The sequence below is a fragment of the Rhodobacter sp. P1_C2 genome, from assembly GCF_056406375.1.
The window spans coordinates 1-26814 of the sequence record NZ_JBFUAG010000007.1; the positions used below are offsets into that span (position 1 = coordinate 1).

Here is a 26814-nt window from a genome sequence, read left to right on the forward strand (position 1 = left end):
GGTCTGGGGGGCAGCCAGCCCCCCAGACTTTCCGCAGGTGCACCGCATGACGCCCAAGCTTGAACTTCACATCCACCTCGAAGGCGCCGCCCCGCCGCGCTTCATCGCCGCCTTGGCGAAAGAGAAACACATTGATATCGCAGGCATCTTTGCCCCCGATGGCAGCTATCGCTATCAGGGGTTCGCCGAATTCCTCAAGGTCTACGAGGCCGCCTGCACCACGCTGACCACGCCCGAGGATTACCAGCGCCTGACCCGCGCCGTGCTGGAGGCGCAGGCCGAACAGGGCGTGGTCTATACCGAGATCTTCCTCTCTCCCGATTTCTGCGGCGGGCGCGACCGCGGCGCCTGGCGCGAATACCTGCAAGCCATGCAGGAAACCGCAACGGCGCTGCAGCGCGAGGCCGGGATCACCATGAAGGCCATCGTCACCTGCATCCGCCATTTCGGCCCTGACAAGGCCCGCCAGACCGCCCTTTGCGCGGCCGAGACGGCGGGGGATTTCCTGGTCGGCTTCGGCATCGGCGGCGCGGAAACCATGGGCGAACTCAAGGACTTCCGCTGGTCTTTCGATGCGGCGCGCGAGGCGGGGCTGAAGCCCACGGTCCATGCCGGCGAATGGAAAGGCCCGTCGGAGGTGCGCGCCGCGATCCGCGATCTGGGCGCGCTGCGCATCGGTCACGGCGTGCGCGCCATCGAGGATCTGGCGCTCGTCGATGAACTGGCCGAGACCGGCGTCGTGCTGGAATGCTGCCCCGGCTCCAATGTCGCTTTGGGCATCTACGCGAGCTTCCGCAAACATCCGATTGGTGACTTGTACCACCGCGGCGTCAAGGTCACCGTCTCCACCGACGATCCGCCGTTCTTCCACACCACCCTCACCCGCGAATACGAGCTTTTGCACGAGGCCTTCGACTGGGACGACGGGGTCTTTGCCGCTTTGAACCGAACCGCGCTTGACGCGGCCTTTTGCGATGCGGATACCAAGACGAGGATCGGCCAGCTCTTGGAGGCGCAACATGTCTGAAAACCTGAATGCAGAACTCATGGCCTCCGGCCTGCTGACCGTGGTCACCCACCCTTTGGTGCAGCACAAGCTGACCCTGATGCGGGAGAAGGACACCTCCACCGCCTCGTTCCGCCAGCTTCTGCGCGAGATCAGCCTGCTTCTGGCCTATGAGGTCACCCGCAACCTGCCGATGACCACCAAGAAGATCGAAACCCCGATCTGCCCGATGGATGCCCCGGCGATCGACGGCAAGAAACTGGCGCTGATCTCGATCCTGCGGGCGGGCAACGGGCTTCTTGACGGGATTCTGGAGCTGATCCCGGCGGCGCGGGTCGGCTTTGTCGGGCTTTACCGCGATCCGGTGACGCTGCAGCCGGTGCAATATTACTACAAGGTGCCGGACCATCTGGACGAGCGGATCTCGATTGTGGTGGACCCGATGCTGGCCACCGGCAATTCCAGCGCCGCGGCGGTGACGCTTCTGAAACAATCGGGCGCGAGGAACATCCGCTTCCTCTGCCTTCTCGCCTCGCCCGAGGGGATCCGGCACATGAACGAGGTCCATCCCGACGTGCAGATCGTCACAGCATCTGTAGACACCCATCTCAATGACCATGGATATATTGTCCCGGGGCTAGGAGATGCGGGCGACCGAATGTTCGGCACCAAATAAGGGATTAGCCCTTTACTCAGAAACAATCTTGATTCATGATTCTCTCTAGCGATTGGGGAGCGTCATCATGACTGTCAAGATGTTGAGCGGGACGGTGCTGGCGCTGATGCTGACGGTCTCGGCATCCGAGGCGCAGAAGCTGTCGCAGATCGGGTCGCCGCTCAATCCGCCCCCGGCAAGCTTCAAGGGCCAGCAGTTCGTCGACAGCCGGGGCTGCCTGTTCCTGCGGGCCGGTTTCGGTGGCGTGGTGAACTGGGTGGTGCGGGTCGATCGCAGCCACAAGCCGATCTGTGGGTTGACCCCGACCGGGGGCAGCGCCGCGCAGGCGGCGGTGGTGGCCGACATGGCGCCCGATGCGCAGGCCCGGCCCGCCGCGCCGGCGCAGGTCGCGGCCGCGCCGCAGCTTGCGGCCCCGCAGCCTTCCGCCAGGGCCCCGGCCTACAACGCCAGCAACGTCGCCACCCCGATCAGCGGGGTCGGGTGCTATGCCGATGCGCCGAAGCTGGAGCAGGTGGAGATCGTCGGTGGGACGGTGCTGGTCTGCACGCGGGGCGATGGCACGGCCTCGGGCTGGCGCCCGCCGAGCTATGACGCCATGCCGGCGCCGGCCCAGACCGCTGCCTTGAAGGCGGCCCCGGTGACGCCGACGCCAATGCAGACCGCGCCGATGCAGACCGCGCCGATGCAGATGGTTCAGGTTGCAGCAGCGCAGCCGAAAGCGGCGCCGCAACCCCAGCCGGTCTATACTTCGAGGACGCTGCCCAAGCCGCCCAAGGGCTGGACCTATGCCTGGAAGGACGACCGGCTGAACCCGATGCGCGGGATCGGCACCGCCGAGGGCCAGGCCGAACAGGACAGGGTCTGGCGCCGCACGGTGCCGATGGTCCTCGTCACCGAAAAGGCCCCGCCGAAGCGCTGGATGAAGCGGCATCAAGCCGCACAGCCGGTGCTGGCCCCTGCCCCCGCCCCCGCAATGCGCACCGCGGTCGCGACCATGTCGGCACCGCAAGGCCTGCCCGTGACCCAGACCGCGCCGCAAGCTGCGGGCGGACGGATGGTGCAGATCGGCTCCTTCGGCGACCCGGCCAATGCGCAAGGCGTCATGGCGCGGGTCAGCGCCCTTGGCCTGCCCGTCTCGGTCGGCCGCGCCACAGCCAAGGGCAAGACCTTGCAGACGATCTACGCCGGCCCCTTCGCCAGCCTCACCGAGGCGCAGGCCGGCCTGGCCCACCTCCACTCCGCAGGATTTGCCGACGCATTCCTGCGCTGACCCAAGTTTTTCGAGGGCAGAACGACGCGAGCAGCACACTCCCCGGGCAACGACCCGGGGATTTTTTTATGGACAAGACAGATCGGATCGGTCGGCCTAGGGGTGGAGTGGACCGTCAAGCATCGACGATGGAATTTATGAAGGCGGTAAAGGGGTCATCTTCCGGCGCAAAGGGAAGGATGTCCGAACCTTTGGCAGGGTAAACGATCCCTGCGTCGCGACGCGCCCATTCCATAAGGTCCAAAAGACGGGCCGACCCTGGCCACGGCTCCTCGTTTCCGCCCAGCAGCCACGCCTCCATGGGGGAGCACGACAATTCCGCTCGTCCATAAATCTCGTCATATCCCATTGTGATCAAAGCAATTAGATCATGGATATTATCCGCAACCGTGAAGCACTCTCCTTCTGAGCCGAGAAAGACGAACCGCTCACCCGTTTCTTGGTCCATTGGCCACAGAGCGATGTAACTGCCGTCATCTCCGCACACGATGAAGGGGATGACTTGTCTTTCGTAGCCGGTCTTTCCCAACCACAAGTCCATGAAGTCCTTCTGCGGAAACTCGAAACGGATATAGGAGTACAGATCGCCATTCCGGTACGGGCGAGGCGCGACAAGCAGGACTTCGCCCTGGGCATACCGTGCAGTGTGCCCATTCGATTCCAACCAATCAAACAGCTTCAGGAGCAGGGGCGGGAGGTCAGCACCCAGGCCCGCCATGCGCCGCCGAATCTCCGCCCCGTAGGATTGATGCCCCGACTCCGCTTCCAGCCCTACGACCATGGCTTTTCGTTTCTCCCGACTTGTCCTTACCCGAGGATCGCACACCTTCCGAATGCCCACAATAAGCTCGGGGCGAACCAACGCAGCCCTGAGACGCAGCCTTTGTATGCCGCTGCGGGCCCCCTATTCCGCGCAAATCCCCTGCAGGCTGATCCAGTCATTGTCGGGCAGGATCGGGGCGGGCGAGGCGCCCTTGAAGGGGTCGTCCTCGATCAGGCCCACGGTGGACTCGCCGTCGGGGTCGAGCGCATGGGCATAGGCGGTGGAGGAAAGGTTGACCTGGCGGAACTTCTCCAGCAGGCGGTCGTCGGGCAGATCGGCGGGCTTGGCACTGAGGAGGCCCTCGGCATAGCCCTCCACCGCGTTTTCCGACAGATGGCCGGTCGTCAGAAGCCGGACCGTCGCGATCAGCCCGGCATGGCGCAGGATCGGGATGACCGGGTCGCTCATCTGGGCGCGCAGCATCGCGGCCAGGACATAGCCTGCGACAGGTTCCGGATCGGCAGCGCTTTCCAGAAGCTTGCCGGAGATCAGGACGATGCCGCCCGGCAGCGCCACCGCCCCCGCGACGCCATCGCGCACCACGTCGATCTCGCCCACGCCCTGCGAGGCGAGCTTCAGGGCCAGCGCCGCGGCCCCCCTTTTGCCCAGGGCGCCGGTGCAGGGCGTGCCGGTCAGGCGCGCCGCATCGGCCAGCGCCGCCTTGCCGATCTGGATCCGCGTCGCCGTCGGCAGGACCGAGGCGGTATGCCGGATCATCGCCTCGGGCAGCCAGAGGAGGCCGAAGAAGGCCAGCGCCACCGCCCCGAGACCGAGGCTCAGCTTGCGGCCCCGTCCGGCATGGGGGCGGCGGCGGATCAGGGTGGTGCGCACGGTTTCGAGCGCCGAGATCATGTCGCGGTCGTCGATCTCGACCGTTTCGGAGGGCGAGCCGTCCTCCATCCGCCCGGGGGTGAAGAGGGCGGGCATCTCGCCGGGGTTGACCCGTTCGACCGAGGGCAAGGACCAGTGCGACAGCGCCATTTCGGTGCGCGGATCGGCCAGGACGAGGGTGGTGTCGCGCAGGTTCACCACCACTTCGCGCAATTGCGCGGCGGCGGTCAGCCGCCAGAGCCCGGTGCATTCCAGCCGTTGGTATTTCGTCAGGGCGGTCATCGGGCCTTTGGGTGTCTTGTCCGTTTCAGCGACCTTAGCGGAAGCCCCCAAGCGCCACAATCCAATGCAGCCCTTCGGCCGGCCCGCAAGGGGCCAAACCACCCGCCTTCTGTCGCATTCAGACGCGAAACCCCGCAAGATCGCGGTTTGGCTGGCGCCCGAGGGCAGAGGAGCATCCATGCAGGCGGCAGGCGACAGAACCATGGCGGCGGCGGGCATGATCGTGATCTATGCCAGCCTGATCGGCTTTACCGACAATTTCGTGCGCATCATCGCGGCGGAGGGCGGGCTCTGGCAGTTCCATGTCACCCGCTCGGTCCTGGCGGTGGCGCTCTTGGTGCTGGTCGCGGGGCCTTTGAAGCTGCACCTCGGCGCGCGCAATCCCGGCGCGGTCCTGGCGCGTTCGGCCGTGCATGGCGTGGCGATGGTGATCTACTTCGGCGCCCTGGGATTTCTGCCGGTGGCGCTGGTCGCGGCGGGGCTCTTCACCGCGCCGATCTTCGTGCTGCTGATCGAGCGGTTCGCCTATGGCACGGTGATCGGCCCGTTCCGGATCATGGCGGTGGCAATCGGCTTTGCCGGGGTGATCCTGGTGCTGGGGCCAGAGGCGATGCGCGGCGCCTCCCTGCCCGCGCTTCTGCCGGTGCTGGCCGGGGCGCTTTACGCGATGGGCAATATCGCCACCCGCCGCTGGTGCCCCGAGGAAAGCGCCGAGACGCTGCTGGCGGGGTTCTTCCTTGCCCTCGGCGTGGCGGGGGTGATCGGCATGCTGGCGCTGACGATCTGGCCGCAGCCCCTGGCCGCGGGCGGGGCGGGCTTTCTGATGCGCGGGCCGGTCTGGCCCTCAAACACCTTCTGGTTCTGGTGTTTCGTGCAGGCGGCGGGCTCGCTTCTGGGGGTGGGCCTGATGGTGCGGGCCTATCAGATCGCCGATGCAACGCGGGTTTCGGTCTTTGAATATGTCATCCTGCCCGCCTCGGCCGCCTGGAGCTGGCTGCTGTGGGGCGATGTGCTGCCGCCCCTTGCGGTGCTGGGCATGGCGATGATCGTGGCGGCGGGGGTGATGATCGCACTGCGGGCGCGCCGGGCCTAGGCCACCAAAGGGTCAGGCCCCGACCGCCGCGCGCCAGTGGCGGCGGCAGAGGCTGACATAGGTCTCGTTGCCGCCGATCTGCACCTGCTCGCCCTCCTGCATCGCGCGTCCGTCGGGGCCGCGGCGGATGACCATAGTGGCCTTGCGCCCGCAGGCGCAGATGGTGCGGACTTCGCGCATCTCGTCGGCCCAGGCCAGCAGCGCCGCCGAGCCGGGGAAGAGATTGCCCTGGAAATCCACCCGCAGGCCATAGCACATGACCGGCACGCCCAGATCGTCCACGGCGCAGGCCAGCTGCCAGACCTGCTCCTTGGTGAGGAACTGCGCCTCGTCGATGAAGACGCAGGCCACCGGCCCCTCGGCCAGGCGCGCGGCCAGCTTGGCGAACATGTCCTCGCCCGGGGCGAAGGTATCGGCCGGATCGCCGATCCCGATGCGGCTGGCGATCCGCCCCTCGCCGGCGCGGGTGTCGAGCTGCGCGGTGATGAGGTAGGTCGCCATGCCGCCTTCGCGGTAGTTGTGCGCGGCTTGCAGAAGCAGGGTCGATTTGCCCGCATTCATCGTCGAATAGTGGAAGTAAAGCTTGGCCATCGGGTGATCTAGCCCAAGCACCGCGGCGACCGCAAGCCAAAGGCACAGCACCGGAAGGATTGCCAGGTCCGCCGAAACCGGTTTGCGAGACTTCTGCCCGGCGGACCCCACCCAATCCGACCCGAAGGGCCGGCCACTCGTCACTCCCCCAACATGGGGAGTTCTTTGTGCATGACAAAGTCTTGCCACAGGATTAATGGGAAAAAATGAATAAAATTCCCTTACGGAAACGGTTTGGAACGATGTCTCTGGAAAGTTATCTGAAGAAGCATACCGAGGCGCTGGTCAAAGACGTTGGAATTGAATCCGCCTGCGAATTGACCGGCAAATCCAAGGCGACGCTTGGGCGCTATTACTCGGATCAGGAGGAACATGGCGACCGCTTCATGCCGGTCGATGTGGTGGCCCAGCTGGAGGCCGCGGCGCGCTATCCGCATGTCACCGCGGCGCTGGCGGATCTGCGCGGGATCACGATGTCCTACGACGGCACGCGGCGCAATTCGACCTCGGCCGGGGTCAATCAGGACGTGGTGGCCCTGGCGCAAAGGTTCGCCCAGCTGATGGCCGAATACAACATGGCGATCGCCGATGGCGTGATCTCGGTCAACGAGGCCAAGCGGATGCTGCGCGAGACGCTGGCCATCCAGGAGGTGATCCTGCAGATGAAGCTGAACCTCGAGGAAGAGGCCGGCGAAAACCATTAGGGCGGAACCGAAGTTCCGCCCTTGGGTCGTGTCAGGGGTTCAGCGCGACTTCTGACGCTGGGGCGCCTGGACGCCCCCGGTTTTCGAGGCCGGACGCAGCGGTTTGGCCGGGCCATTGCCTGCGGGTTTGGCGGAACGCTGGCCGGGCTTGCCCTGCCCCTGCGGACGCTGACCGCCCGGACGACCGCCGCGGTTCTGCGCGGGCTTGGGCGCCGCCGCCACCTCGGACACCGACCACGGCGCACCGCCGACCACCGGAATGACCTTCTTCAGCAGCTTTTCCACCGCCTGCAGCTCGCCCATCTCGGCCGGGGCGCAGAAGGAGATCGAGTTGCCCTCGGCCCCGGCGCGCGCGGTGCGGCCGATGCGGTGGACGTAGTTTTCCGGCACGTTGGGCATGTCGAAGTTGTAGACATGGCGGACGCCGGGAATGTCGATGCCGCGGGCGGCGACGTCGGTCGCGACCAGAACGTCAAGGCTGCCCTCGCGGAATTCGGTCAGGGTGCGGTCGCGGTGGCTCTGGCTCTTGTTGCCGTGGATCGAGGAAGCCTTGAAGCCCCAGGCCACCAGAAGCTTGAACAGCTTTTCCGCGCCATGCTTGGTGCGGCTGAAGACCAGCGCCTGTTCGCCCGGATGCTTCAGGAGATAGCTTTCCAGCAGCTTGGCCTTGTCGCCGTTCGGGATGTAATGGACGCCCTGCACGATCTTCTCGGCCGGTTTGCCGGGCGGGGCCACCTGAACGCGGACCGGGTTGCGCAGATAGGTCTGGCTGATCTCTTCGATGTCTTTCGGCATCGTGGCAGAGAACAGCAGCGTCTGGCGGTGCTGCGGGATATATTTGGCAATCTTGCGCAGCGAATGGATGAAGCCCATGTCCAGCATGTGGTCGGCCTCGTCCAGCACCAGATAGCCGCAGGATTCCAGCGTCACGGCGCCACGCTCCAGAAGGTCGATCAGACGGCCGGGGGTCGCGATCAGCACATCCGAGCCCTTGGCCAGACGGTCGGCCTGCCGGTTCAGCGAGGCGCCACCGACGACCATCGTCACCTTGACGGCGGTGCCCTTGGTGAAGGTCAGGAAGTTTTCGGCGATCTGCGCCACCAGCTCGCGCGTGGGGGCCAGAACCAGGGCACGCACATGGCGCGGCGCCGGCGGATGGCCGATGTCGAGCAGGCGGTGCAGCAGGGGCAGACCGAAGGCCGCGGTCTTGCCGGTGCCGGTCTGGGCCAGACCCATCAGGTCGGCGCCCTTCATGATATGGGGAATGGCCTGGGCCTGGATCGGCGTCGGCGCGGTCATCTTGGTGTTCTCGAGCGCCTTCAGGATTTTGGGCGAAAGGCCGAGTTCGGCAAAAGTCGTCATGGAAGAATGGTCCATCAAACAAAGGGGACAATGCACCCTCGCCTGTGGCGGATACCACAAGCCGTGCACATTGCAGGTGCCCCTGCGTGATGGTGGGAACCGTGTCCGGGCCTTTTGGTGCTCACGCGGCACGGGCTTCGGACTTGGCGCAAATGGGCGCTATCGGCGCAAAAGTCAAGCGCGCGATTGCGAATACCCGGGTGGATGGGTGGCGTCAGGCGAATTGTTCGACGATCAGCCGTTCTTCCAGCCCATGGCCGGGGTCGAAGAGGATACGGTGGCGGACATTGGGTTCGGAGCGGATTTCGACCGACAGGACATCGGTGACCGGCCGTGTATCGGCATCGGCGCGGACCGGGCGCTTGGCGGGCTCCAGCACCTCGAAGCGCACCACGGCGGATTTCGGCACCAAGGCGCCCCGCCAGCGCCGCGGCCGGAAGGCGGCTACGGCGGTCAGGGTCAGAACCTCGGCCCCGATCGGCAGGATCGGCCCGTGGGCCGAGTAGTTATAGGCGGTCGAGCCGGCCGGCGTCGCCAGAAGGCAGCCGTCGCAGACCAGTTCCGGCATCCGCTCCTTGCCATCGACGAGGATGCGCAGCTTGGCCGCCTGCGGACCGGCGCGCAGCAGCGAGACCTCGTTGATCGCCAAGGCCTCGGTCACCCTTCCGTTGGTCGAAGTCGCGGTCATGGCAAGCGGGTTCAGCACCGCCTCCTCCGCCGCCGCCAGCCGTTCGGGCAGGTCATGCGGCGAATAGGTGTTCATCAGAAAGCCCACGGTGCCGCAGTTCATGCCGTAAACGGGAAGCCCGGTCCAATGCTCCTCATGCAGGGTTTGCAGCATGAAACCGTCACCCCCCAGCGCCAGGATGATGTCGGCCTGTTCCAGCGGCGTCTGGCCATAGCGCGCGGTCAGATGCGCCAAAGCCTCCTGGGCTGCGGGCGCGGGACTGGCCCGGAAGGCGATTTTGCCTGACGTCACAAGGGTTCTCCTTCGATTGCCGATACTCTTGGCAGGCTGGCGGGCAAACTCAACCCCCAAACGCCGGAGCGGTATTGCGGTTTTCCATGGGCGGTTTAAGTTTCCGATCGGAAACTTTTTTCGTCCGCGACGGGAAACCTGTCGTTTTCTGGCCTTCTATGCCGGTGAAACCCGGTCTAGATAGCGCCAGCCCCCTTTTGGAGAAAACCATGACCACCAGCCACCGCGACTCCGGATTTTTCACCGAAAGCCTGTCGACCCGCGACCCCGAGCTTTATGGCTCGATCGTCCATGAACTCGGCCGCCAGCGCGACGAGATCGAGCTGATCGCATCCGAAAACATCGTCTCCAAGGCGGTGATGGAGGCGCAGGGGTCGGTGATGACCAACAAATATGCCGAAGGGTATCCGGGAAAGCGCTACTACGGTGGCTGCGAATTCGTCGATGTGGCGGAAAACCTGGCGATCACCCGGGCCTGCCAGCTGTTCGGGGTGAGCTTTGCCAATGTGCAGCCGAACTCCGGCAGCCAGGCCAACCAGGGCGTGTTCCAGGCGCTGTTGAAGCCGGGCGACACCATTCTGGGGATGAACCTCGCCTCGGGCGGTCACCTGACCCATGGCGCGGCGCCGAACCAGTCGGGCAAGTGGTTCCATGCCGTCCAATATGGCGTGAGGAAGCAGGACAGCCGGATCGACTATGACGAGGTCGAGCGTCTCGCCGTCGAATCGCAGCCGAAGCTGATCATCGCCGGCGGTTCCGCCGTGCCGCGCCAGATCGACTTTGCGAAGTTCCGCGCGATTGCCGACAAGGTCGGCGCTTACCTGATGGTGGACATGGCCCACTTCGCGGGTCTGGTCGCCGGTGGCCAGCACCCCTCGCCCTTCCCCTATGCCGATGTCGCGACCACGACGACCCACAAGACCCTGCGCGGTCCGCGCGGCGGGATGATCCTGACCAACAACGAAGAGATCGCCAAGAAGGTCAACTCGGCCATCTTCCCGGGCATCCAGGGCGGCCCGCTGATGCATGTGATCGCCGCCAAGGCCGTGGCTTTCGGCGAGGCCTTGCGGCCCGAGTTCAAGGCCTATGCGGCCCAGGTGATCAAGAACGCCCAGGCCCTGGCGGATGAGCTGATGAAGGGCGGTCTCGACATCGTCACCGGGGGCACCGACACCCATGTGATGCTCGTCGACCTGCGCCCGAAGAATGTGAAGGGCAACGCGACCGAGAAGGCCCTGGGCCGCGCCCATATCACCTGCAACAAGAACGGCATCCCCTTCGACCCGGAAAAGCCCACCGTCACCTCGGGCGTCCGTCTCGGCACCCCGGCCGGCACGACCCGCGGCTTTGGTGAGGCGGAGTTCCGGCAGATCGGGGCCTGGATCGTTGAAGTCGTCGACGGTCTGGCCGCGAATGGCGAGGAAGGCAATGCCGAGGTCGAGGCCGCGGTGAAGGCCAAGGTCGAGGCTTTGTGCAAGGCTTTCCCGATCTATCCGGGCCTGTAAGAGGCGGGATTGCACGCGTGCAATCCTTCTGAAATGACTTAAAAACAAAGGGTTGGCAAAACTTGTCAACCCTTTGTTCATTTTTGCACGCCTTCGCACGCGGCCCCGAGCCGGGCTCAAGCCTTGGTCTTGTCGGTCACGAACTCGGCCAGCAGGCGTTCGTTATGGGCCTCTTCAAGCTGCTTGATGCGATCCACGCTGGCCTGGGCGTCGAAGCGGTATTTCACGACATTGATCAGCGAGAGGGTCAGAAGGATGATCCCCATGGCCCAGTAACCCTTGGTGGCGAGGGGGACGTCGGTCGAAAGCCAGAGCGAGATGCCCAGCAGAACATAGGCGGCCACGACGCCGGCGAGGTTGAGGGTCTGGATCAGGGCGTTGTCTTGATGGACGGGTTTCATGGTGTTCTCCTGTTGGAAATGGGGGGATTTGGGTCAGAGGCGGGATTTCAGGCGGGACAGCACCTCGGCGGCGCTGGATTTCAGCGGGGTGCCGAAGCCCTGATCGGACAGGCGTTCGGTCACCGTGTCATGGCTCAGGTCGCGGTTGATCTCGCCCAGGATCTCGGATTGTTCGTGGGGATCGTCGCGGCCCATGACCTCGGCGATCAGGGTCTCTGCCTCGTCCATCGGGCTTTGGCCGGAGAGCGTGGTGTTCAGCCGCACCTGCAGCGCCTGTTCGTCGCGCAGCGCCCGGGCCGAGACGGCGCTTTGGCGCAGGTCGATCATCCGGCGGTGCGCGGCCTCGACCGAGGCTTGCAGGCGGGTGATGCGGGCGGCGAGGCGGGATTGGGTGTCCTGGCGCTGGGACAGCTCGTTTTCCATCGCGGCGATGGCTTCGGCGGCGGGGGTGGCGAGGTCCTCGCGCCCGGCGCGCAGGGCTTCGGTGGCGCGAAGGGTCAGGTCGGCAAGGCGGGTTTCCAGCGCGGCGATCTGGCGGGCCTCGGCGCGCTGGCGCTGGATCAGGCTCGCGAGGGTGGACTTGGCCAGGGCCAGCCCCTGCCCCGCCTCGCGCAGTTTCTGGTCGATCAGGTCGATGGCATAGGCGGCGCGGAGCCTTTCCTCGGCCCGGGCTTGGCTGCCCAGCATCAGGGTCTTGAGGGTTGCGAACATCTTGCTCTCCATGAACGTTGTTCATGAGGAGAGTCATACAGGGTTTTGAACATCGTTCAAGGATTATTTTGAACGATGTTCATGAATTTGCAGTCAGGGTTTCCAGTCAGGGTTTGCGGCCGCAGATCCGCAGGATGATATCCTCGATCATCGCCTCGACCTGATCGCGCGGCACGCCCGAAAGCCGGCGTTGCAGGCCAAGGGTGACGATGCCGTGGATCGAGGAGAAGAGACCGCGCACCATGCGTTGCAGATCCTCTGCGCCAAGGTCCTGAAAAATCTCGGAAACCGGCACGGCGATATGGGCGAAAAGCTTGGACAGTTCGGCGCGGTACCAGTCGGGCACCTTGTCGTCATCGGGCAGGTCAAGGTCGAAGAGCGCGCGCCAGAGATGGGTGTTGCGGTCGGCAAAGGCGACATAGGCGCGGGCCAGAAGAATCAGGCGGCGCTCCGGCGGATCGGCCTCATGGCCGATGACGGCGCTCGCGACCTCTCCCCCGATTCGGGCGAAGGTCTCGCCATTCACGGCGAGGGTCAGGGCGGTCATGTCGGCAAAGACGTTGTAGATGGCCCCGACCGCGCAGCCGGCCTCCTGGGCGAGGTCGCGGGCGCGCAAGGTCGCCATGCCGCTTTGGGCGATCTGACTTGTGGCGAGGCGGATCAGATCGGCCCGCAAGGCGCTGCGGCGGTCTTCGACTTTGCTCATCTTCGGCTCCTTGAACTTTGTTCAAGGTAGCAAAAGCCGGGGCGGGAGGAAAGCTCAGACGAAACCGCGCCAGTAAAGCACGCCGACGGTCAGGAGGATCACCATCAGGAGGACAAAGGCGATGCGGGCGCCGATGTCGAGCAGAAGGCCACGGCGGCGGGCGGCAAGGTCCACCGATTTCAGATGCTTGATGCAGAGGTCATAGGCCTCGGCCACGGCCTCGTGGTCGATCTGCATCAGGAGCTTCGGGATCTGGGCCATTTCGGTGGCGGACACCAGCACCTCGCCCGCGTCGAGCACGCGGCGCGGCAGGCGGTGGCCGGCGCGTTTCAGTCGCGTCTCCAGCGAGTTGCCGGTGATCTTCAGACGTTCCTCGATCAGGGCGCTTACCCTGTCGGCCATCTGTTCAATGGTGATCTTGCTCATCTTCGCCCCGGAATTTCGCTGCTTTCTAGACCGCGCTTCGGGGCAATTCAACGGATATGGCATGGCGGAAAAATGCGGGGTAAGAAAAGGGCATGTTGAACACCATCCTGCATCCGGCCCAGGCGGCCAAGACCCACCCGACGCTGGTGATTGTCCATGGCCTCTTCGGCTCGGGGCGCAACTGGGGGGTGATCGCGCGCAATCTGGCGACGCACCGCGATGTGGTGGCGGTCGATCAGCGCAACCACGGATTCTCGCCGCGCGGGGCGAGCCAGAGCTATCCCGACATGGCCGCCGATCTGGCCGAGGTTCTGGAAGGGCTTGCGACACCGGTCGATCTGCTCGGCCATTCGATGGGGGGCAAGGTGGTGATGCAGCTGGCGCTGACCCAACCGGCGCTGGTGCGGCGGCTGGTGGTGGCCGATGTGGCGCCGGTGGCCTATGCCCATGACCAGAACCGCCATATCGCCTCGATGAAGGGGCTGGATCTGACCGGCCTCACCTCGCGGATGGAGGCGGACCGCCGTCTGGCCGAGGTCGAGCCTGACCCGAGCCTGCGGGCGTTTTTCCTGCAATCGCTGGACCTGAAGCAGCAGCCGCCGGTCTGGCGGCTGAACCTCGACGTGCTGGAGGCCGAGATGGCCAAGATCGTCGGCTGGCCGGGGACCGCGGGGACTTTCGGTGGCCCGGCGCTGTTCCTGTCGGGTTCGGAAAGCCATTACATGAAGCCCGAATACCGCGACGGCATCCGCGCCCAGTTTCCCCGGGCGCGCTTTGCCAAGCTGATGGGGGCGAGCCACTGGCTCCACGCCGAAAAGCCGCGCGAGTTCGAGGCGACGGTGGCGATGTTTCTGGACGCCTAATCCAGCGGCTTGCGCATCCGGTTCAGCAGCCCGTCCTTCAGGATGACATGGTGGTAGACCGCCGCCAGAACATGCGCCACGATCAGCACCCAGAGCAGGGCCTTGAGGATGCCGCCGTGGATCTCGGCCAGGCTGTCGATGCCGCCGAAGAAGGCCAGAAGCCCGGTCACCGGCAGCCCGATCATCAGGGCATAAAGGAGGCCATGGCTGACCTCTCCCGCCAGTTTGACCGCCTTGCTTTCGCCCTCGGGGGCGGCGGGCACGCCGCGGGTGAAGCGCAGGGTCAGGCGCCACAGCGCCAGGGCCAGGATCACCACGCCGACGATGATGTGCAGCCAGGCGCCGGTCGTCGTGGGCATCGGGCCGGTCTGCTGGATCTGGCGCCACAGATGGCTCATGTCGTCGCTCATGATCAGGTTGAACAGGATCAGAAGCGCCACCGCCCAGTGCAAGGCGATCTGCGTCGTGGAAAAGCCTTTGACCATCGGTCCCTCCGGTTTGGTTTCTTGTTCCACGCCAGAGAGGCGCGCTTCCGTCGCCGGGATCAAGCGGATTTTCGCAAAAGCGGCGGGGCACGCGGCGCACCCCGCCGGAAGGTCAGACCGCCAGGCTGAGCCCGCCCTTGGCCGCCGATTGTTCGGCCCGGTCGAGCATCTTCTGCAGCATCGCGCCGCGCGCGAAGTCGGGGTCGGCGACCTCTTCGCCGCGGATCGCGGCAATGAAGCGGTCGTAGACGGTGGCGACGGGCGGGCAGTCGATGTCATGCCAGGTCGCGCTTTCCATGTCGGACTCGAGACAGGCGCGCAGGGAGGAGATGCCGCGCTCGAAGCCCACCTCCAGCCCGCCCCTGGTGCCGAAAAGCCGCAAGCGCAGGTCGTTCAGATGGCCGGTGGCAAAGCGGGTGGCGGCGACGGTGCCGAGGGCGCCGTTTTCCAGCAGCAGCTGCATCGTGGCGCTGTCATTGGCGTCCAGCATGTAATCGCCGATCTGGTCGCCCGGCGCCTTGTGGAAGGTGGCGAGCCGGGCCGAGATCTCCTCGACCTTTTGGCCCGCGATGAAGGTGGCGAAATCGAGGATATGGATGCCGACATCGCCCAGCACCCCCTTGGAGCCATGCGCGGTCGACAGACGCCAGAGCCATTGCGGCTCCTTGTCCCAATGGCCCCAGGCGGGCTGGGTCAGCCAGGATTGCAGGTAGGAGGCCTCGAAATGGCGGACCTCGCCGATGGCGCCCTCGGCCACCATGACGGCGGCCTTCTGCAGGGCGGCGCCATTGCGGTAGCTGAGGTTGACCATGTTGACGACCCCGGCCTTGGCGGCGGCATTGGCCATCTCCTCGGCCTGGGCTTCGGAGGTGGCGAGGGGCTTTTCGCAGAGGATATGCTTGCCCGCGGCCAGCACCGGCAAGGTGGTGGGATAGTGGGCGGCATCGGGGGTCACGTTGGTGACGGCATCGAACTCGCCCCATTCGATCGCCTCGGCGATCGAGGTGAAGCCCTTGGCGATCTTGTACTTGTCGCAGAAGGCCTTGAGCTGCTCGGGCCTTGTGTCGATGCCGGCGGCGAGGCTGACGCCGGGGATCTTGGCGAAGGCTTCGGCATGGTTGCCAGCCATGCCCCCGGTGCCGAGGATCAGGATGCGGACGGGTTGTTTCATCAGCGGAACCCGGCCTCGCCGGCATGGTGCAGGCGCGGGCCACGCTCCACGATCGGCTCCAGCGCCTTCTCCACCGGGGTATTGGGCGCGTCGTTCGGGTTCAGGATGCGGGCGGCGGGGTTATGGGCCCATTTCACCGCGTTGGAGATGACCTTCTGGACATTGGCATCGTGGTAGGTCGGGTAAGTCTCATGCCCCGGGCGGAAGTAGAAGATATTGCCCGCGCCCCGGCGATAGGTCAGGCCGGAGCGGAAGACCTCGCCGCCCTGGAACCACGAGATGAAGACGGTTTCAAGCGGTTCCGGCACGCCGAAGGGTTCGCCGTACATCTCTTCATTCTCAAGCTCGAAATGGTCGGGCAGGCCTTGCGCGATCGGATGCTGGCGCGAGGTGACCCAGAGGCGCTCTCGTTCCCCCGCCTCACGCCAGGTCAGGTTGCAGGGCGCGCCCATCAGGCGCTTGAAGGGCTTGGCGAAATGGGCGGAGTGCAGGAAGATCACCCCCATGCCACCCCAGACGGCATCGCAGACCCGCTCGACCACGGCGTCGGAGACCTCGCCATGCGCGGCATGGCCCCACCAGATCAGCACATCGGTGTCGGCCAGCTTGGCGGCGGTCATCCCGTGTTCGGGGTCCTGCAGGGTGACGGTGGTGGCCTTGAAGGCCGGGTCGGTGTTGAGCGCGGCCGCAATCGTGCCGTGCATGGTCAGGGGGTAAACCTCTGCCACAACCTTGTTCTTGTGCTCGTGGACGTTTTCGCCCCAGACGGTGACACGGATCGTCATGCTTTCCTCTTCCTTCGGCCCGGCGCTTTGCCGGTTGGGTCTGCCCCGCCCGAGCGGGCGGGGATAGGGGTTCAGCGGATCGGCGTGCCGCTGGCGTCGAAACGATGCAGCATGCCAGGTTTGGGCGCCAGTTGCAGCGTGGCGCCGAGCTTGGTCTTCAGCTTGCCATCCTGCCGGACGATCAAGGGTTCATCGGAACCGACCTCGACGAAGAGGTAATTGTCCGAGCCGAGGTCTTCGGCATGGACGACCTGCCCGCTCCATTTGCCGCCGGTCTCGACGATGTCGATATGTTCGGAGCGGATGCCCACGGTGGTGCAGCCCTCGTCGGCGGCGAATTTGCCGGTCAGGAAGTTCATCTTGGGGCTGCCGATGAAGCCCGCGACAAAGAGCGAGTTCGGCCGGTCATACAGCTCGGCCGGGGTGCCCACCTGCATCAGGCGGCCATCGCGCAGCACGGCGATGCGGTCGGCAAGGGTCATCGCCTCCACCTGGTCGTGGGTGACATAGACCATCGTGACCTTGTCCATCGAATGGTGCAGCTTGGCGATCTCCAGCCGCGTCTGGACGCGCAGGGCGGCGTCGAGGTTCGACAGGGGCTCGTCGAACAGGAACACCCGCGGATCGCGCACGATGGCGCGGCCGATGGCGACGCGCTGGCGCTGGCCGCCCGACAGCTGTTTCGGGAGGCGGTCCAGCAGGTGTTCGATCTGCAACAGCTTGGCCGCGTCGCGGACTCGCTTGTCCATCTCCTCGGGGCTGGCTTTGGCCAGTTTCATCCCGAAGGCCATGTTGTCATAGACTTTCATATGCGGATAAAGCGCATAGGACTGGAACACCATCGCGATGCCGCGCTTGGAGGGGATCAGGTTGTTGACCCTTTCGCCATCGAACAGCATGTCGCCCGAGGTGATCTGCTCCAGCCCCGAGATCAGCCGCAGCAGGGTGGATTTGCCGCAGCCCGAGGGGCCGACAAACACCATGAACTCGCCCTTTTCGATGGTCAGGTCGATGCCCTTGATGACATCCACCGCGCCATAGGATTTCTTGACGTTCTTCAGTTCGATCTTTGCCATTTTGTCAGCCCTTCACGCCGCCCGCGGTCAGGCCCGCGACGATCTTGCGTTGGAATATGAGAACGAGCACCACCAGGGGCACGGTGACCACGACCGAGGCCGCCATGATCGGCCCCCAGGGGATTTCCTGAACCGAGGCGCCCGACAGCAGGGCGATGGCCACCGGCGTGGTGCGCTGGTCTTCCGAGATGGTGAAGGTCAGGGCGAAGAGGAACTCGTTCCAAGCCCCGATGAAGGCCAGAAGCCCGGTGGTCACGAGCGCGGGCCAGAGCAGAGGCAGGAAGACCTTGGTGATGATGACCCAAGGGGTGGCCCCGTCGACGATGGCGGCCTCCTCGATCTCGACCGGCAGGTCGCGCATGAAGGTGGTCAGCACCCAGACGGTGAAGGGCAGCGTGAAGATCGTGTAGGACAGGATCATCGCCCAGGGCGTGTTGTAGAGGCCGAGGAAGCGGACAAGCTCGTAAAGCCCGGCCAGAACCGCGATCTGCGGGAACATCGACACGCCAAGGATCGTCATCAGCAACAGCCCCCTGCCCCGGAACTTCACCCGCGCCAGGGCGTAGGAGGCGGTGACCGCCAGGAACAGCGCAAAAGCCACGGTGGTCGAGGCCACGAAGAGCGAGTTCAGGATCGAGCGCGGGAAGGTGCGGGCGAAGAGCACCGTCTCGTAATTGGTCAGATCCCAGACGGCGGGCCAGTAGTGGATCTCGAACAGGGCCGAGCCCGAGGCGAAGCTGGTGATGATCGCGTAGTAGAAGGGGAAGACCGCGTAGACCACGACGATCACGACGAAGGCGTAGAACATCACCTTCCAGAAGATGGCCTGTGCGCTCATCGCCCGCCCTCCCCGGTCAGATCGACCTTGCCGAGCCAGATGTAGAGCGAGACGAAGATCGCCAGCATCGCAAACAGCATGGTGGATTGGGTGGCGCCGTAGGAAAACTTGGCGAAGTCGATCATGTTTTCCCGGCTGATCACCGACATGGTCTTGGTGGCGGAAGAATTCGGCGTCAGCACATAGACCAGATCGAAGATGCGCAAGGCGTCCAGCATCCGGAAGATCACCGCCACCATCAGCGCGGGCCGGATCAACGGCAGGGTGATGCGGAAGAAGACCTTGACCGGGTGGATGCCGTCGATCCGCGCCGCCTCGTAGATGTCGCGCGGCACCATCTGCAGGCCGGCGAGGCAGAGAAGCGCCATGAAGGGCGTGGTTTTCCAGATATCGACCATCAGCACCGCGATCATCGCCGTATCGGGGTTCGAGGCCCAGGCGATCTTGTGGTCGATCAGGTGCAGCCGCACCATGATGTCATTGAGGATGCCGTATTGGTCGTTCAGCATCCAGGCCCACATCTTGGCCGACACGATGGTCGGGATCGCCCAGGGGATCAGGATGGCGGCGCGGACGAAGCCCCTGCCCTTGAACTCGGCATTCAGCATCAAGGCGACGCCAAGGCCGAGGATCGTCTCGCAGATGACCGAGATGAAGGAGAAGCGCACGGTGTTCCAGACCGCGTTCCACCAAGCCGGATCGAAGAGCGCGCCCTTGTACTTGACCGCACCCGAGGGCAGGGTCTGGATGTGGAAGTAATTGTAAAAGCCCACGAAATGCCCGCCGTAAAGGTCGTCCAGGCTGGTGTTGGTCAAGGAAAACCAGATCGTGCGCAGCAAGGGCCAGGCCGCCACGCAGAACAGGGCTGCCAGCATGGGGGCAAGGAACCAGAAGGCGGCCCGGGCGCGCTGCTGCTGCAGGCTGATCCCCGGGTCCGGTGCCTTTCCAAGCGATGGTGATGTCATGACGTCTCCCCTTGGGTCCGCAGCGGCGAACCCTCCCCGGTCACAGGACAAGGGCGGCGGTGAACCGCCCCTGCCGCAGGAAACTGCCCTTTCAGGGGCTTATTGCCAGTTGTTGTCGCCCTGGATATCGGCCAGATCGGATTCCAGCTTGGCGAGGTTGTCCGCCGCCGAACCGGTGCCCGAGAGCGTGTCATGCACCGCCGACCAGAACTTCGAGGAGACCTCGTTGTAATGGCTGAGGGTGGGCGCCGAGGGGCGCGGCACGGCGCTGAGGAAGACCTCTTTCCACTGCGGGATGATCGGAGATTTGGCGGCAATCTCCGGATCGTCGTAAAGCGCCTGGATGGTCGGCAGGTGGGTTTCCATCAGGGCGCGCATCTTCTGCACCTCGGGACCGCCCAGCCACATGGTCAGCGAGATCGCCGCCTCCTGATGCTTGGAATATTTCGACACGGCGAGGTTCCAGCCGCCCAGCGTCGCGGCCGACGTGTCGCCCTCGGCGCCATAGGGCAGCGGGGCGACGGCAAAAAGACCCTTCACCTTGGAATCCGCGCTGTCGCCCAGGGCATAGGCATAGGGCCAGTTGCGCATGAAGGCGGCGTTGCCGGTCTGCCAGACGCCACGCGCCTCTTCCTCCTGATAGGAGAGGACGCCTTCGGGGGCGATGGTGCCGACCCAGGATTTCGCCGTCTCCAGCGCCTTCACGGCCTTTTCATTGTTGATCGAGATGGTGCCGTCAGGCTCCACGATCTGACCGCCGCCAAAGGATTTGACCCATTCCAGCGCGTCGCAGGTCAGGCCCTCGTAAGCGTTGCCCTGAAAGACATAGCCCCAGAAATCCTTGGAACCCGCGGCGCGTTCGCCCTCCATGATGGTCTTGGCGGCGGCGGCCATCTCGTCCCAGGTCTTGGGGACCTCGAGCTTGTATTTCTCCAGAAGGTCCTTGCGGTAGTAAAGCGCCGGGGCGTCGGTGAAGATCGGCAGGGCGACCAGCTTGCCGCCCACCGTCTGCGACTGGATGATCGAGGGGAATTCGGTCGGGATCAGGTCCTTGGCGGCCTCGGTCAGGTCGACGAAATGGGTGGCAAGCTGCGGCGCCCAGATCACGTCGGTCTGGTAGATGTCGATGTCGGCATTGCCCGCGGCGAGCCAGAGCCGGTATTGCCCGAACTGGTCGGTGGTCGAAGAGGGCATCGGCACCACGGTGACCTTGTTGCCGGTCTTCTCCTCCCAGGGTTTGACCAGGGCAGGAAAGTCCTGCAGGTCCGAACCGGTGGCGCCCGAGACGATGGTGATTTCCTCTGCCAGAACCGGCGTGCCGAAAGCCGCCAGAATGGCCGCGACCGCGGTGGCCCGCAGCGCGCCTGCCCGATATCCAGTGGACATGGGTCTTCCTCCCTCTTGATTGTCATGCGCCTTTGGGCGCGAACTCCCTTGAAACGTGTCAGGCCATGGCCCGTCTGCGCAGGCTCATCCGAAACGTTAGGCAAGATTTAGCGGCAGGGCGGGTCAAAAGTCAACGATTCTCGCCTCAAAGCGCTTTCAAATGGCTTTGGATGGTGGGCGGGCTTTGGGCAAGAAGGATGATATTTCTGCGATTCAAAGCGCTTGCAGGAAAATGTGTGCAGGGCTTTGGGGCGGCGGAGGGGATGAAAAAGGGCGCTCCGGCATGCGGAACGCCCTTGGGTTGCAAAGCCTTGCCGCGCTGCGGCGGATCAGGCGGGGGTCAGGGGGAAGTGGCAGGCGACAGCACCCTTCGCGCCCGGGGTCAGGGCCGGGCGTTCGGTGCGGCAGCGGTCCTGCGCCACCGGGCAGCGCGGGTGAAAGCGGCAGCCGGCGGGCGGGTTGATCGGGCTGGGCACATCGCCGGTCAGGATAATCCGCGACCGCGCCGCGCCATTGACCGGCTTCGGGACGGCAGAGATCAGCGCCTGGGTGTAGGGGTGGCGCGGGCGCGAGAAGACATCATCGGCCTGGCCGATCTCGACGATCGAGCCGAGGTACATGACCGCGATCCTTGTGGACACCTGCCGCACCACCGAAAGGTCATGCGCGACAAAGACATAGGTGAGCTTCAGACGCTCCTGCAAATCGGCCAAGAGGTTGACGATCTGCGCCTGAACCGACACGTCAAGGGCGGAGACCGGCTCATCCAGGATCACCAGTTTCGGCTCCAGCGCAATCGCGCGGGCGATTCCGATGCGCTGGCGCTGACCACCGGAAAACTCGTGCGGGTAGCGTTGGGCGTGGTCGGAGAGAAGGCCCACCTGCTCCAGAAGCGCGGCCACCCGGGCGTTGATCTCGGCTTCGGACAGGGACAGGTGGATGCGCAGGGGTTCGGCGATCAGGTCATGCACCCGGCGCCGCGGGTTGAGCGAGGCATAGGGGTCCTGAAACACCATCTGCACCTTGCGCCGGAGAGGCCGCATCTGGCGGGTCGAAAGGGTCGAGATATCGGTGCCGTCGAAGACCAGCCTGCCCGCCGATATGTCGTAAAGCCGCGACAGGCAGCGCCCGAGGGTGGACTTGCCGCAGCCGGATTCCCCCACGAGCCCGAGGGTTTCGCCCGGCTGGATCGAAAGGGAGACGTTATCGACCGCCTGCACCACCCTTTTGCCCTGCCGTGAAAAGCGGCTGCCCACGGTGAAGCGCTTGGACAGGTCAGAAATCTCGTAAAGCGCGGTCATGTGGCACCGGTCAGGAAGCAGGCGGTTTCATGGGGGGGCTGGGTCAGGGTCGGTCGCGCCTCGCAAGCCTCGAACCGTCGCGGGCAGCGCGGGCCGAAGGCGCAGCCCTTGGGCAGGCTGAGGAGCGAGGGCGGCGCGCCGGCGATGGTCTGCAGGCGGTGCGGGCGCTCCCCCTCCAGCGGCGGGATCGAGTTCAGGAGTGCCACGGTATAGGGGTGCTGCGGGTCGGCGAAGAGGTCGTCACGCGCGGCGCGTTCGACGATGCGGCCGGCATACATCACCATGATCCGGTCGGCGAGTTCGGCCATCACGCCAAGGTCATGGGTGATGAAGACGATGGCCGAGCCATGGGTGCGCTGCAGCTTGCGCAACAGGTCGAGGATCTGCGCCTGCACCGTCACGTCCAGCGCCGTGGTCGGCTCGTCCGCCACCAGTAGGGCCGGGTTGCAGGTCAGGGCCATCGCGATCACCGCGCGTTGCCGCATGCCGCCCGACAGCTGGTGCGGATAGCGGTGGACGGCTTCCTCGGGCTTGGGGATGCCGACCTCGGCCAGAAGGTCGATGGCGCGGTCCCAGGCCTGTTTCTTCGACACCTTCTCATGCGTCAGGATCTGTTCGGCGATCTGCCAGCCGATGGTATAGACCGGGGTCAGCGCCGTCATCGGGTCCTGGAAGATCATCGCGATCTCCTTTCCCCTCAGCTGGCGCATCTCTTTCGGTTTCAGCCCCACCAGCTCGCGCCCGCGGTAGAGGATGGACCCGGTGATGACGGCATTGGGGTCGGTGATCAGGCCCATGACGGCCAGAACGGTCATGGTCTTGCCCGAACCCGACTCGCCGACGATGCCGAGGATCTCGCCCTCGCCCACGGTGAAGGAGACGTTGTCGAGCACGCGGACAAGGCCCTGTTCGCTGCGGAAGGACACGCAAAGGTCGCGGACTTGCAAAATCATGAGGTGCGTACCCTTGGGTCGAGCAGGATGTAGATGACGTCGACCACGGCATTGGCCAGCACCACGAAGAAGCTGGCGTAAAGGACCGTGGTCATGATGACCGGCAGGTCAAGGTTTTGCAGCGCGTCGAAGGTCAGTTTGCCCACCCCTTGCAGGCCGAAGACCACCTCGGTCAGCAGGGCCGACCCGCCGACCAGTGCGCCGAAGTCGAGGCCAAAGAGCGTGACGAAAGCGATGAGCGAGGTACGGAGCGCGTGGCGCAAGAGGATGCGGGTTTCCGACAGGCCCTTGGCGCGGGCGGTGCGGATGTAATCCTCTTGCAGGGCCTCGGTGATGCTGGCGCGCAGGACGCGGCCGTAAAGCCCGATGTAAAGGATCGACAGGGTGATCCAGGGGATGATCAGGGTCAGGAACCAGCCCTTGGGGTCCGTGCCGAAATCCTTGTAGCCCAGCGGCGGCACCCAGGAGAAAGCCCAGGAGTCGTGGAACCGGCTTTGGGTGATCAGGTTCATCACCTCGCCCAGCCAATAGACCGGCATCGACACGCCGATCAGGCCGAGGATCATCAACAGCTTGTCCGGCCAGCGGTCGCGGTAGGCGGCGGCGGTGACCCCGATGATGAGCGAGAAGACCACCCAGAGGATCGCAGCGCCGATCACCAGGGACAGGGTGACGGGGATGGTGTCGAGGACCGCCGGGACGACCTTCCAGCCGCGATTGACGAAGGAAGTGAGGTCGCCGGTGACGAAGATCTTCTTCATCATCGTCAGATACTGGATGTAAAACGGCTGGTCGAAGCCGAAGGAATGGCGGACGGCCTCCAACACCTCGGGCGAGGCGTTGCGGCCGGCGATCCGCGCCGCCGGGTCGACGCCGGGGGTGCCGAAGAAGATCAGGAAGACCAGAAGGCTGATGCCGACCATGACGAAGACCATCTGGGCCAGGCGTTGCAGTATGGCGTAGATCATCAACCCCTCCCCAGCTTGATTTTCGAGCGCGGGTCGAGGGCATCGCGCAACCCGTCACCGAAGACGTTCAGCGACAGGACCGAGATCACGATCATGAAGCCGGGCGCAAGGGCCACGGCGGGGCGGGTGTAAAGCAGGGTCTGGCCATCCTGGATGATCGTGCCCCAGCTGGCATCGGGGGGCTGAACGCCGATCGACAGGAACGAAAGCGCGCTTTCGGTCAGCATGTTCAGCGCCATCATGATCGGGATGAAGACGATGAGCGTGGTCGAGACATTGGGCAGGATATCCTTCCACAGAATCCGCCCCGAAGGTGCGCCCAAGCCTATGGCCGCCATGACGAAATCGCTTTGCCGCAAGGACATGACCTGCCCGCGGATCGGTCTTGCGACGTAAGGAATGTAGATCACGCCGATGATGAAGATCGGCAGCCACAGCGAGCCCGACTCCACCGTGAAAGGCCCGATGGTGATGCCCTGGGTGATCAGCACGATGGAAAGCGAGATGGCCAGCAGATAGACCGGAAAGGCCCAGAGCACATCGAGGATGCGGCTGATGACCATGTCGACCACGCCGCCGAAGAACCCGGCGGCAAGGCCGAGGGCGGTGGCGAAGAGAAGGGTGAAGGCGGTGGCCGCAGCGGCAATGATCATCGAGTTCATCCCGCCGTAAAGCAGCCGGGCCATCACGTCGCGGCCCTGATTGTCGGCCCCCAGAAAGTAGTTGCCCAGACGCCAGGTCGGGCCAATGGGCGTATAGCCCAGCGCCAGGCCGGTGGTGGGCAGTTCCATCACCGGGTGTTTCACGCCATCAATCGTCACCACGGCATCGAGGGTCGATTTGAACGGGTCCACCCCGGCCCACCACGCATAGGCGGGGGCCGACACGCAGGCCAGCACGATGAGGAGGAAGACGGCCAAGGCCACCAGGGCGGTGCGGTCGCGGCTCAGCCGGTGAAGTGCCGTGGCCCAGGGGCCACGGCTTTTCGCAGAAACGGTTACTGCACCCAAGATTGCGACACCATCCAGTAGAACTGCGCGTTGAACTGGAAGTTGCCGACGCGCTTGGAGACGAAATCGACATGTTTGGGCGTGAAGAGGGCGGCCATCGGCGCCTTGTCGGTCACGTCCTTGTCAACCTCAGCCCAAAGCTTGTTGGCGCCGTCCTGATCGGTCACGCCCAGCGCCAGGGCCTTGTCCATCTTGGCCTGGATGTCCTTGTCGCAGAAGCCCGCGATGTTGATCGAGCTGTCCGAACCGGGGGTGAAGCTCGCACAGCCGAACAGGATGTTCAGGAAGTCCGAGGCCGCCGGATAATCCTGATACCATTGGGTGATCGAGATCTGCACCTTGTTGTTGGTGTTCTGGATATAGGTGAACTGGATATTGGGCGAGATCGGCTTGACCTCGGCGTCATAGCCGATGTCGGTCAGGACCGATTGCATATAGGTGCCGATGGCTTTGGACACCGCGGTATCTTCGGCGATGATCGTGACCTTCTGGCCCTTGGTGCCGGATTCCTCGACCAGCTGCTTGGCCTTGTCGAGGTCAGGCGCCGACCACTTCTCGCCCGGGTCCTTGGTATAGGGGCAGTAATCGACATGTCCGGGGAAGCCGGGCGGCAGAACCTGGCAGACAGGCGAGGCCAGAACCGGGCCGCCGAAGAGGTTGACCAAAGCATTGCGGTCGAGCGCGAAGTTGACGGCCTGGCGCGCCTTCACATTGTCGAAGGGGGGCAGGTTCACGTTCATCGGCGCGTACCACCAGGCGGTCAGGGTGTTGAGGAACACCTGGTTCTGGAACTTGGTGCCGATCTCGCCCAGACGGTCGGTCGGCGGCTGGTCGAACATCCAGTCGGCCTCGCCGTTCTGCACCGCGGTCACCTCGGCCTCGTCGGTCAGGCCGAAATCGTACTGGATGACATCCGGGTAGCCGTCGGGCTGGGCTTCCTCGCTCCACACCTTGAAGTTGGGGTTGCGCGCCATGGTCATGCCCTTGTTCGGGTCATAAGCCGAAATGTAATAGGCCCCGGTGCCCGGGATGGGGGCCGAACCGGCATCGGTCGTCGGCGCATCGGCCGGCAGGATCGAGGCATGCGGCAGGGCGAGCTTGTCGAAGAACTCGGCATCGGGCCGGGTCAGGTTGATGGTGACGGTGCCCGCCGCCTCGTCGCCGACCACGCCGCCGTCCAGCGTGCAGGTCGCGGCCTCGGCCAGGCATTTGTCAGCCCCGACGATGACCGAATAGAAGCCGCCCGCCGTGGGCGAGGAGACCTTGAAGATGCGCTGGAACGAGGCCACCACGTCCTTGACCGTCACGTCGGCGCCATTGGAGAACTTGATCCCCTTGCGCAGCTTGAAGACATAGGTCTTGCCGTCGTTGGTGGGCTCGGGCAGCGCTTCGGCGAGGTCGGGGACCTTGGTGAAACCATCCGCCCCCGGTGCCTTCTTGAAGGCGACGAGGCCGTCATAGATGCCCTGATAGATCTGCCAGTATTGCAGCGTGTAGTTGATCATCGGATCGACAGTGCCAGCGGCGGAACGTGCCACCAGCCGCATCGTGCCGCCCCGGTGCGCCGTCTGGTATTCGGCCTGGGCCGGGGCCACGGCCCCGAGCATCAGGCCTGCGGCGGCCGTGGCCAGAAGTAGCTTTCTCATG

Annotated in this window: 28 protein-coding genes; 7 read left to right on the plus strand and 21 right to left on the minus strand. The window is 64.8% G+C overall.

The features are described from left to right. Positions 1-46 precede the first annotated feature (46 nt). The 3 genes from AC1DZT_RS12370 to AC1DZT_RS12380 all read left to right on the plus strand — a co-directional run bounded on the left by AC1DZT_RS12370 (position 47) and on the right by AC1DZT_RS12380 (position 2952). Positions 47-1027, plus strand: coding sequence for an adenosine deaminase (locus AC1DZT_RS12370; RefSeq protein ID WP_478006948.1), 981 nt, complete (start codon positions 47-49; stop codon positions 1025-1027). 19 nt (positions 1028-1046) lie between these two features. Continuing rightward, positions 1047-1682: a uracil phosphoribosyltransferase gene (upp, locus tag AC1DZT_RS12375; protein ID WP_478007401.1), complete on the plus strand. Its 636-nt coding sequence runs from the start codon at positions 1047-1049 to the stop codon at positions 1680-1682. 67 nt (positions 1683-1749) lie between these two features. Then, complete coding sequence (locus tag AC1DZT_RS12380; RefSeq protein WP_478006949.1) at positions 1750-2952, plus strand: SPOR domain-containing protein; 1203 nt, start codon at positions 1750-1752, stop codon at positions 2950-2952. 115 nt (positions 2953-3067) lie between these two features. Here AC1DZT_RS12380 and AC1DZT_RS12385 read toward each other — a convergent pair whose 3' ends face one another. After that, positions 3068-3733 (minus strand): hypothetical protein, encoded by a 666-nt coding sequence (locus AC1DZT_RS12385; RefSeq protein WP_478006950.1) that lies wholly within the window; start codon positions 3731-3733, stop codon positions 3068-3070. 123 nt (positions 3734-3856) lie between these two features. Further along, positions 3857-4888, minus strand: a complete 1032-nt coding sequence (locus AC1DZT_RS12390; RefSeq protein ID WP_478006951.1) for a hypothetical protein — start codon at positions 4886-4888, stop codon at positions 3857-3859. Positions 4889-5066: 178 nt separating this feature from the next. Between AC1DZT_RS12390 and AC1DZT_RS12395 the strand changes: the two genes are divergently transcribed. After that, entirely contained in the window at positions 5067-5981 is a 915-nt protein-coding gene (locus AC1DZT_RS12395; RefSeq protein WP_478006952.1) for a DMT family transporter, read from the plus strand. Between the two features lie 12 nt (positions 5982-5993). Here the strand turns inward: AC1DZT_RS12395 and AC1DZT_RS12400 are convergent, their stop codons facing one another. After that, positions 5994-6572 carry a thymidine kinase gene (locus tag AC1DZT_RS12400; protein WP_478006953.1) on the minus strand — a complete coding sequence of 193 codons (579 nt, stop codon included), beginning with the start codon at positions 6570-6572 and terminating at the stop codon, positions 5994-5996. Positions 6573-6814: 242 nt separating this feature from the next. Between AC1DZT_RS12400 and AC1DZT_RS12405 the strand changes: the two genes are divergently transcribed. Further along, positions 6815-7276, plus strand: coding sequence for a hypothetical protein (locus AC1DZT_RS12405; protein WP_478006954.1), 462 nt, complete (start codon positions 6815-6817; stop codon positions 7274-7276). A gap of 39 nt (positions 7277-7315) precedes the next feature. Here the strand turns inward: AC1DZT_RS12405 and AC1DZT_RS12410 are convergent, their stop codons facing one another. After that, a complete protein-coding gene (locus tag AC1DZT_RS12410) occupies positions 7316-8638 on the minus strand; it encodes a DEAD/DEAH box helicase (RefSeq protein ID WP_478006955.1) in 1323 nt (440 codons plus the stop codon). Between the two features lie 214 nt (positions 8639-8852). Next, positions 8853-9617 carry an NAD kinase gene (locus AC1DZT_RS12415; protein WP_478006956.1) on the minus strand — a complete coding sequence of 255 codons (765 nt, stop codon included), beginning with the start codon at positions 9615-9617 and terminating at the stop codon, positions 8853-8855. Between the two features lie 209 nt (positions 9618-9826). Here AC1DZT_RS12415 and glyA point away from each other — a divergent pair, with 209 nt between their 5' ends. Then, positions 9827-11122, plus strand: coding sequence for a serine hydroxymethyltransferase (gene glyA, locus AC1DZT_RS12420; protein ID WP_478006957.1), 1296 nt, complete (start codon positions 9827-9829; stop codon positions 11120-11122). A gap of 116 nt (positions 11123-11238) precedes the next feature. Here the strand turns inward: glyA and AC1DZT_RS12425 are convergent, their stop codons facing one another. The 4 genes from AC1DZT_RS12425 to AC1DZT_RS12440 form a co-directional block, all read right to left on the minus strand. Further along, positions 11239-11523, minus strand: a complete 285-nt coding sequence (locus AC1DZT_RS12425) for a hypothetical protein (RefSeq protein ID WP_478006958.1) — start codon at positions 11521-11523, stop codon at positions 11239-11241. 33 nt (positions 11524-11556) lie between these two features. Beyond that, positions 11557-12234 (minus strand): PspA/IM30 family protein, encoded by a 678-nt coding sequence (locus tag AC1DZT_RS12430; RefSeq protein ID WP_478006959.1) that lies wholly within the window; start codon positions 12232-12234, stop codon positions 11557-11559. Positions 12235-12340: 106 nt separating this feature from the next. Further along, on the minus strand, positions 12341-12940 hold the full coding sequence (locus tag AC1DZT_RS12435) for a TetR/AcrR family transcriptional regulator (RefSeq protein ID WP_478006960.1): 600 nt from the start codon (positions 12938-12940) through the stop codon (positions 12341-12343). Positions 12941-12994: 54 nt separating this feature from the next. Next, positions 12995-13366 (minus strand): hypothetical protein, encoded by a 372-nt coding sequence (locus AC1DZT_RS12440; protein WP_478006961.1) that lies wholly within the window; start codon positions 13364-13366, stop codon positions 12995-12997. A 92-nt stretch (positions 13367-13458) separates the two neighbouring features. Between AC1DZT_RS12440 and AC1DZT_RS12445 the strand changes: the two genes are divergently transcribed. Then, positions 13459-14229: an alpha/beta fold hydrolase gene (locus AC1DZT_RS12445; RefSeq protein ID WP_478006962.1), complete on the plus strand. Its 771-nt coding sequence runs from the start codon at positions 13459-13461 to the stop codon at positions 14227-14229. On the opposite strand, the gene AC1DZT_RS12450 is transcribed toward AC1DZT_RS12445, so the two are convergent. From AC1DZT_RS12450 to AC1DZT_RS12505, 12 genes are all read right to left on the minus strand, one after another. Then, entirely contained in the window at positions 14226-14714 is a 489-nt protein-coding gene (locus AC1DZT_RS12450) for a cytochrome b (RefSeq protein ID WP_478006963.1), read from the minus strand. The two genes, AC1DZT_RS12445 and AC1DZT_RS12450, sit on opposite strands and share 4 nt — an antisense overlap. A gap of 112 nt (positions 14715-14826) precedes the next feature. Then, positions 14827-15885, minus strand: a complete 1059-nt coding sequence (locus AC1DZT_RS12455) for a Gfo/Idh/MocA family protein (RefSeq protein ID WP_478006964.1) — start codon at positions 15883-15885, stop codon at positions 14827-14829. Then, complete coding sequence (locus AC1DZT_RS12460) at positions 15885-16670, minus strand: ThuA domain-containing protein (RefSeq protein ID WP_478006965.1); 786 nt, start codon at positions 16668-16670, stop codon at positions 15885-15887. Before AC1DZT_RS12460 ends, AC1DZT_RS12455 begins: the two co-directional genes overlap by 1 nt. A 71-nt stretch (positions 16671-16741) precedes the next feature. After that, positions 16742-17746, minus strand: coding sequence for an ABC transporter ATP-binding protein (locus tag AC1DZT_RS12465; RefSeq protein WP_478006966.1), 1005 nt, complete (start codon positions 17744-17746; stop codon positions 16742-16744). Positions 17747-17750: 4 nt separating this feature from the next. Next, entirely contained in the window at positions 17751-18584 is an 834-nt protein-coding gene (locus tag AC1DZT_RS12470; protein ID WP_478006967.1) for a carbohydrate ABC transporter permease, read from the minus strand. Then, positions 18581-19549, minus strand: a complete 969-nt coding sequence (locus AC1DZT_RS12475; protein WP_478006968.1) for a carbohydrate ABC transporter permease — start codon at positions 19547-19549, stop codon at positions 18581-18583. The genes AC1DZT_RS12470 and AC1DZT_RS12475 overlap by 4 nt, the downstream gene beginning before the upstream one ends. Before the next feature lie 99 nt (positions 19550-19648). Further along, positions 19649-20935, minus strand: coding sequence for an ABC transporter substrate-binding protein (locus AC1DZT_RS12480; RefSeq protein ID WP_478006969.1), 1287 nt, complete (start codon positions 20933-20935; stop codon positions 19649-19651). Positions 20936-21264: 329 nt separating this feature from the next. After that, a complete protein-coding gene (locus tag AC1DZT_RS12485) occupies positions 21265-22236 on the minus strand; it encodes an ABC transporter ATP-binding protein (RefSeq protein WP_478006970.1) in 972 nt (323 codons plus the stop codon). Beyond that, entirely contained in the window at positions 22233-23189 is a 957-nt protein-coding gene (locus AC1DZT_RS12490; RefSeq protein WP_478006971.1) for an ABC transporter ATP-binding protein, read from the minus strand. The genes AC1DZT_RS12485 and AC1DZT_RS12490 overlap by 4 nt, the downstream gene beginning before the upstream one ends. After that, entirely contained in the window at positions 23186-24157 is a 972-nt protein-coding gene (locus AC1DZT_RS12495; RefSeq protein WP_478006972.1) for an ABC transporter permease, read from the minus strand. The genes AC1DZT_RS12490 and AC1DZT_RS12495 overlap by 4 nt, the downstream gene beginning before the upstream one ends. Then, the gene (locus AC1DZT_RS12500; protein ID WP_478006973.1) at positions 24157-25167 is read right to left on the minus strand and encodes an ABC transporter permease; all 1011 of its coding nucleotides are present in this window, start codon (positions 25165-25167) and stop codon (positions 24157-24159) included. Before AC1DZT_RS12500 ends, AC1DZT_RS12495 begins: the two co-directional genes overlap by 1 nt. Continuing rightward, a complete protein-coding gene (locus AC1DZT_RS12505; protein WP_478006974.1) occupies positions 25155-26813 on the minus strand; it encodes an ABC transporter substrate-binding protein in 1659 nt (552 codons plus the stop codon). Before AC1DZT_RS12505 ends, AC1DZT_RS12500 begins: the two co-directional genes overlap by 13 nt. Position 26814: the final 1 nt, after the last annotated feature.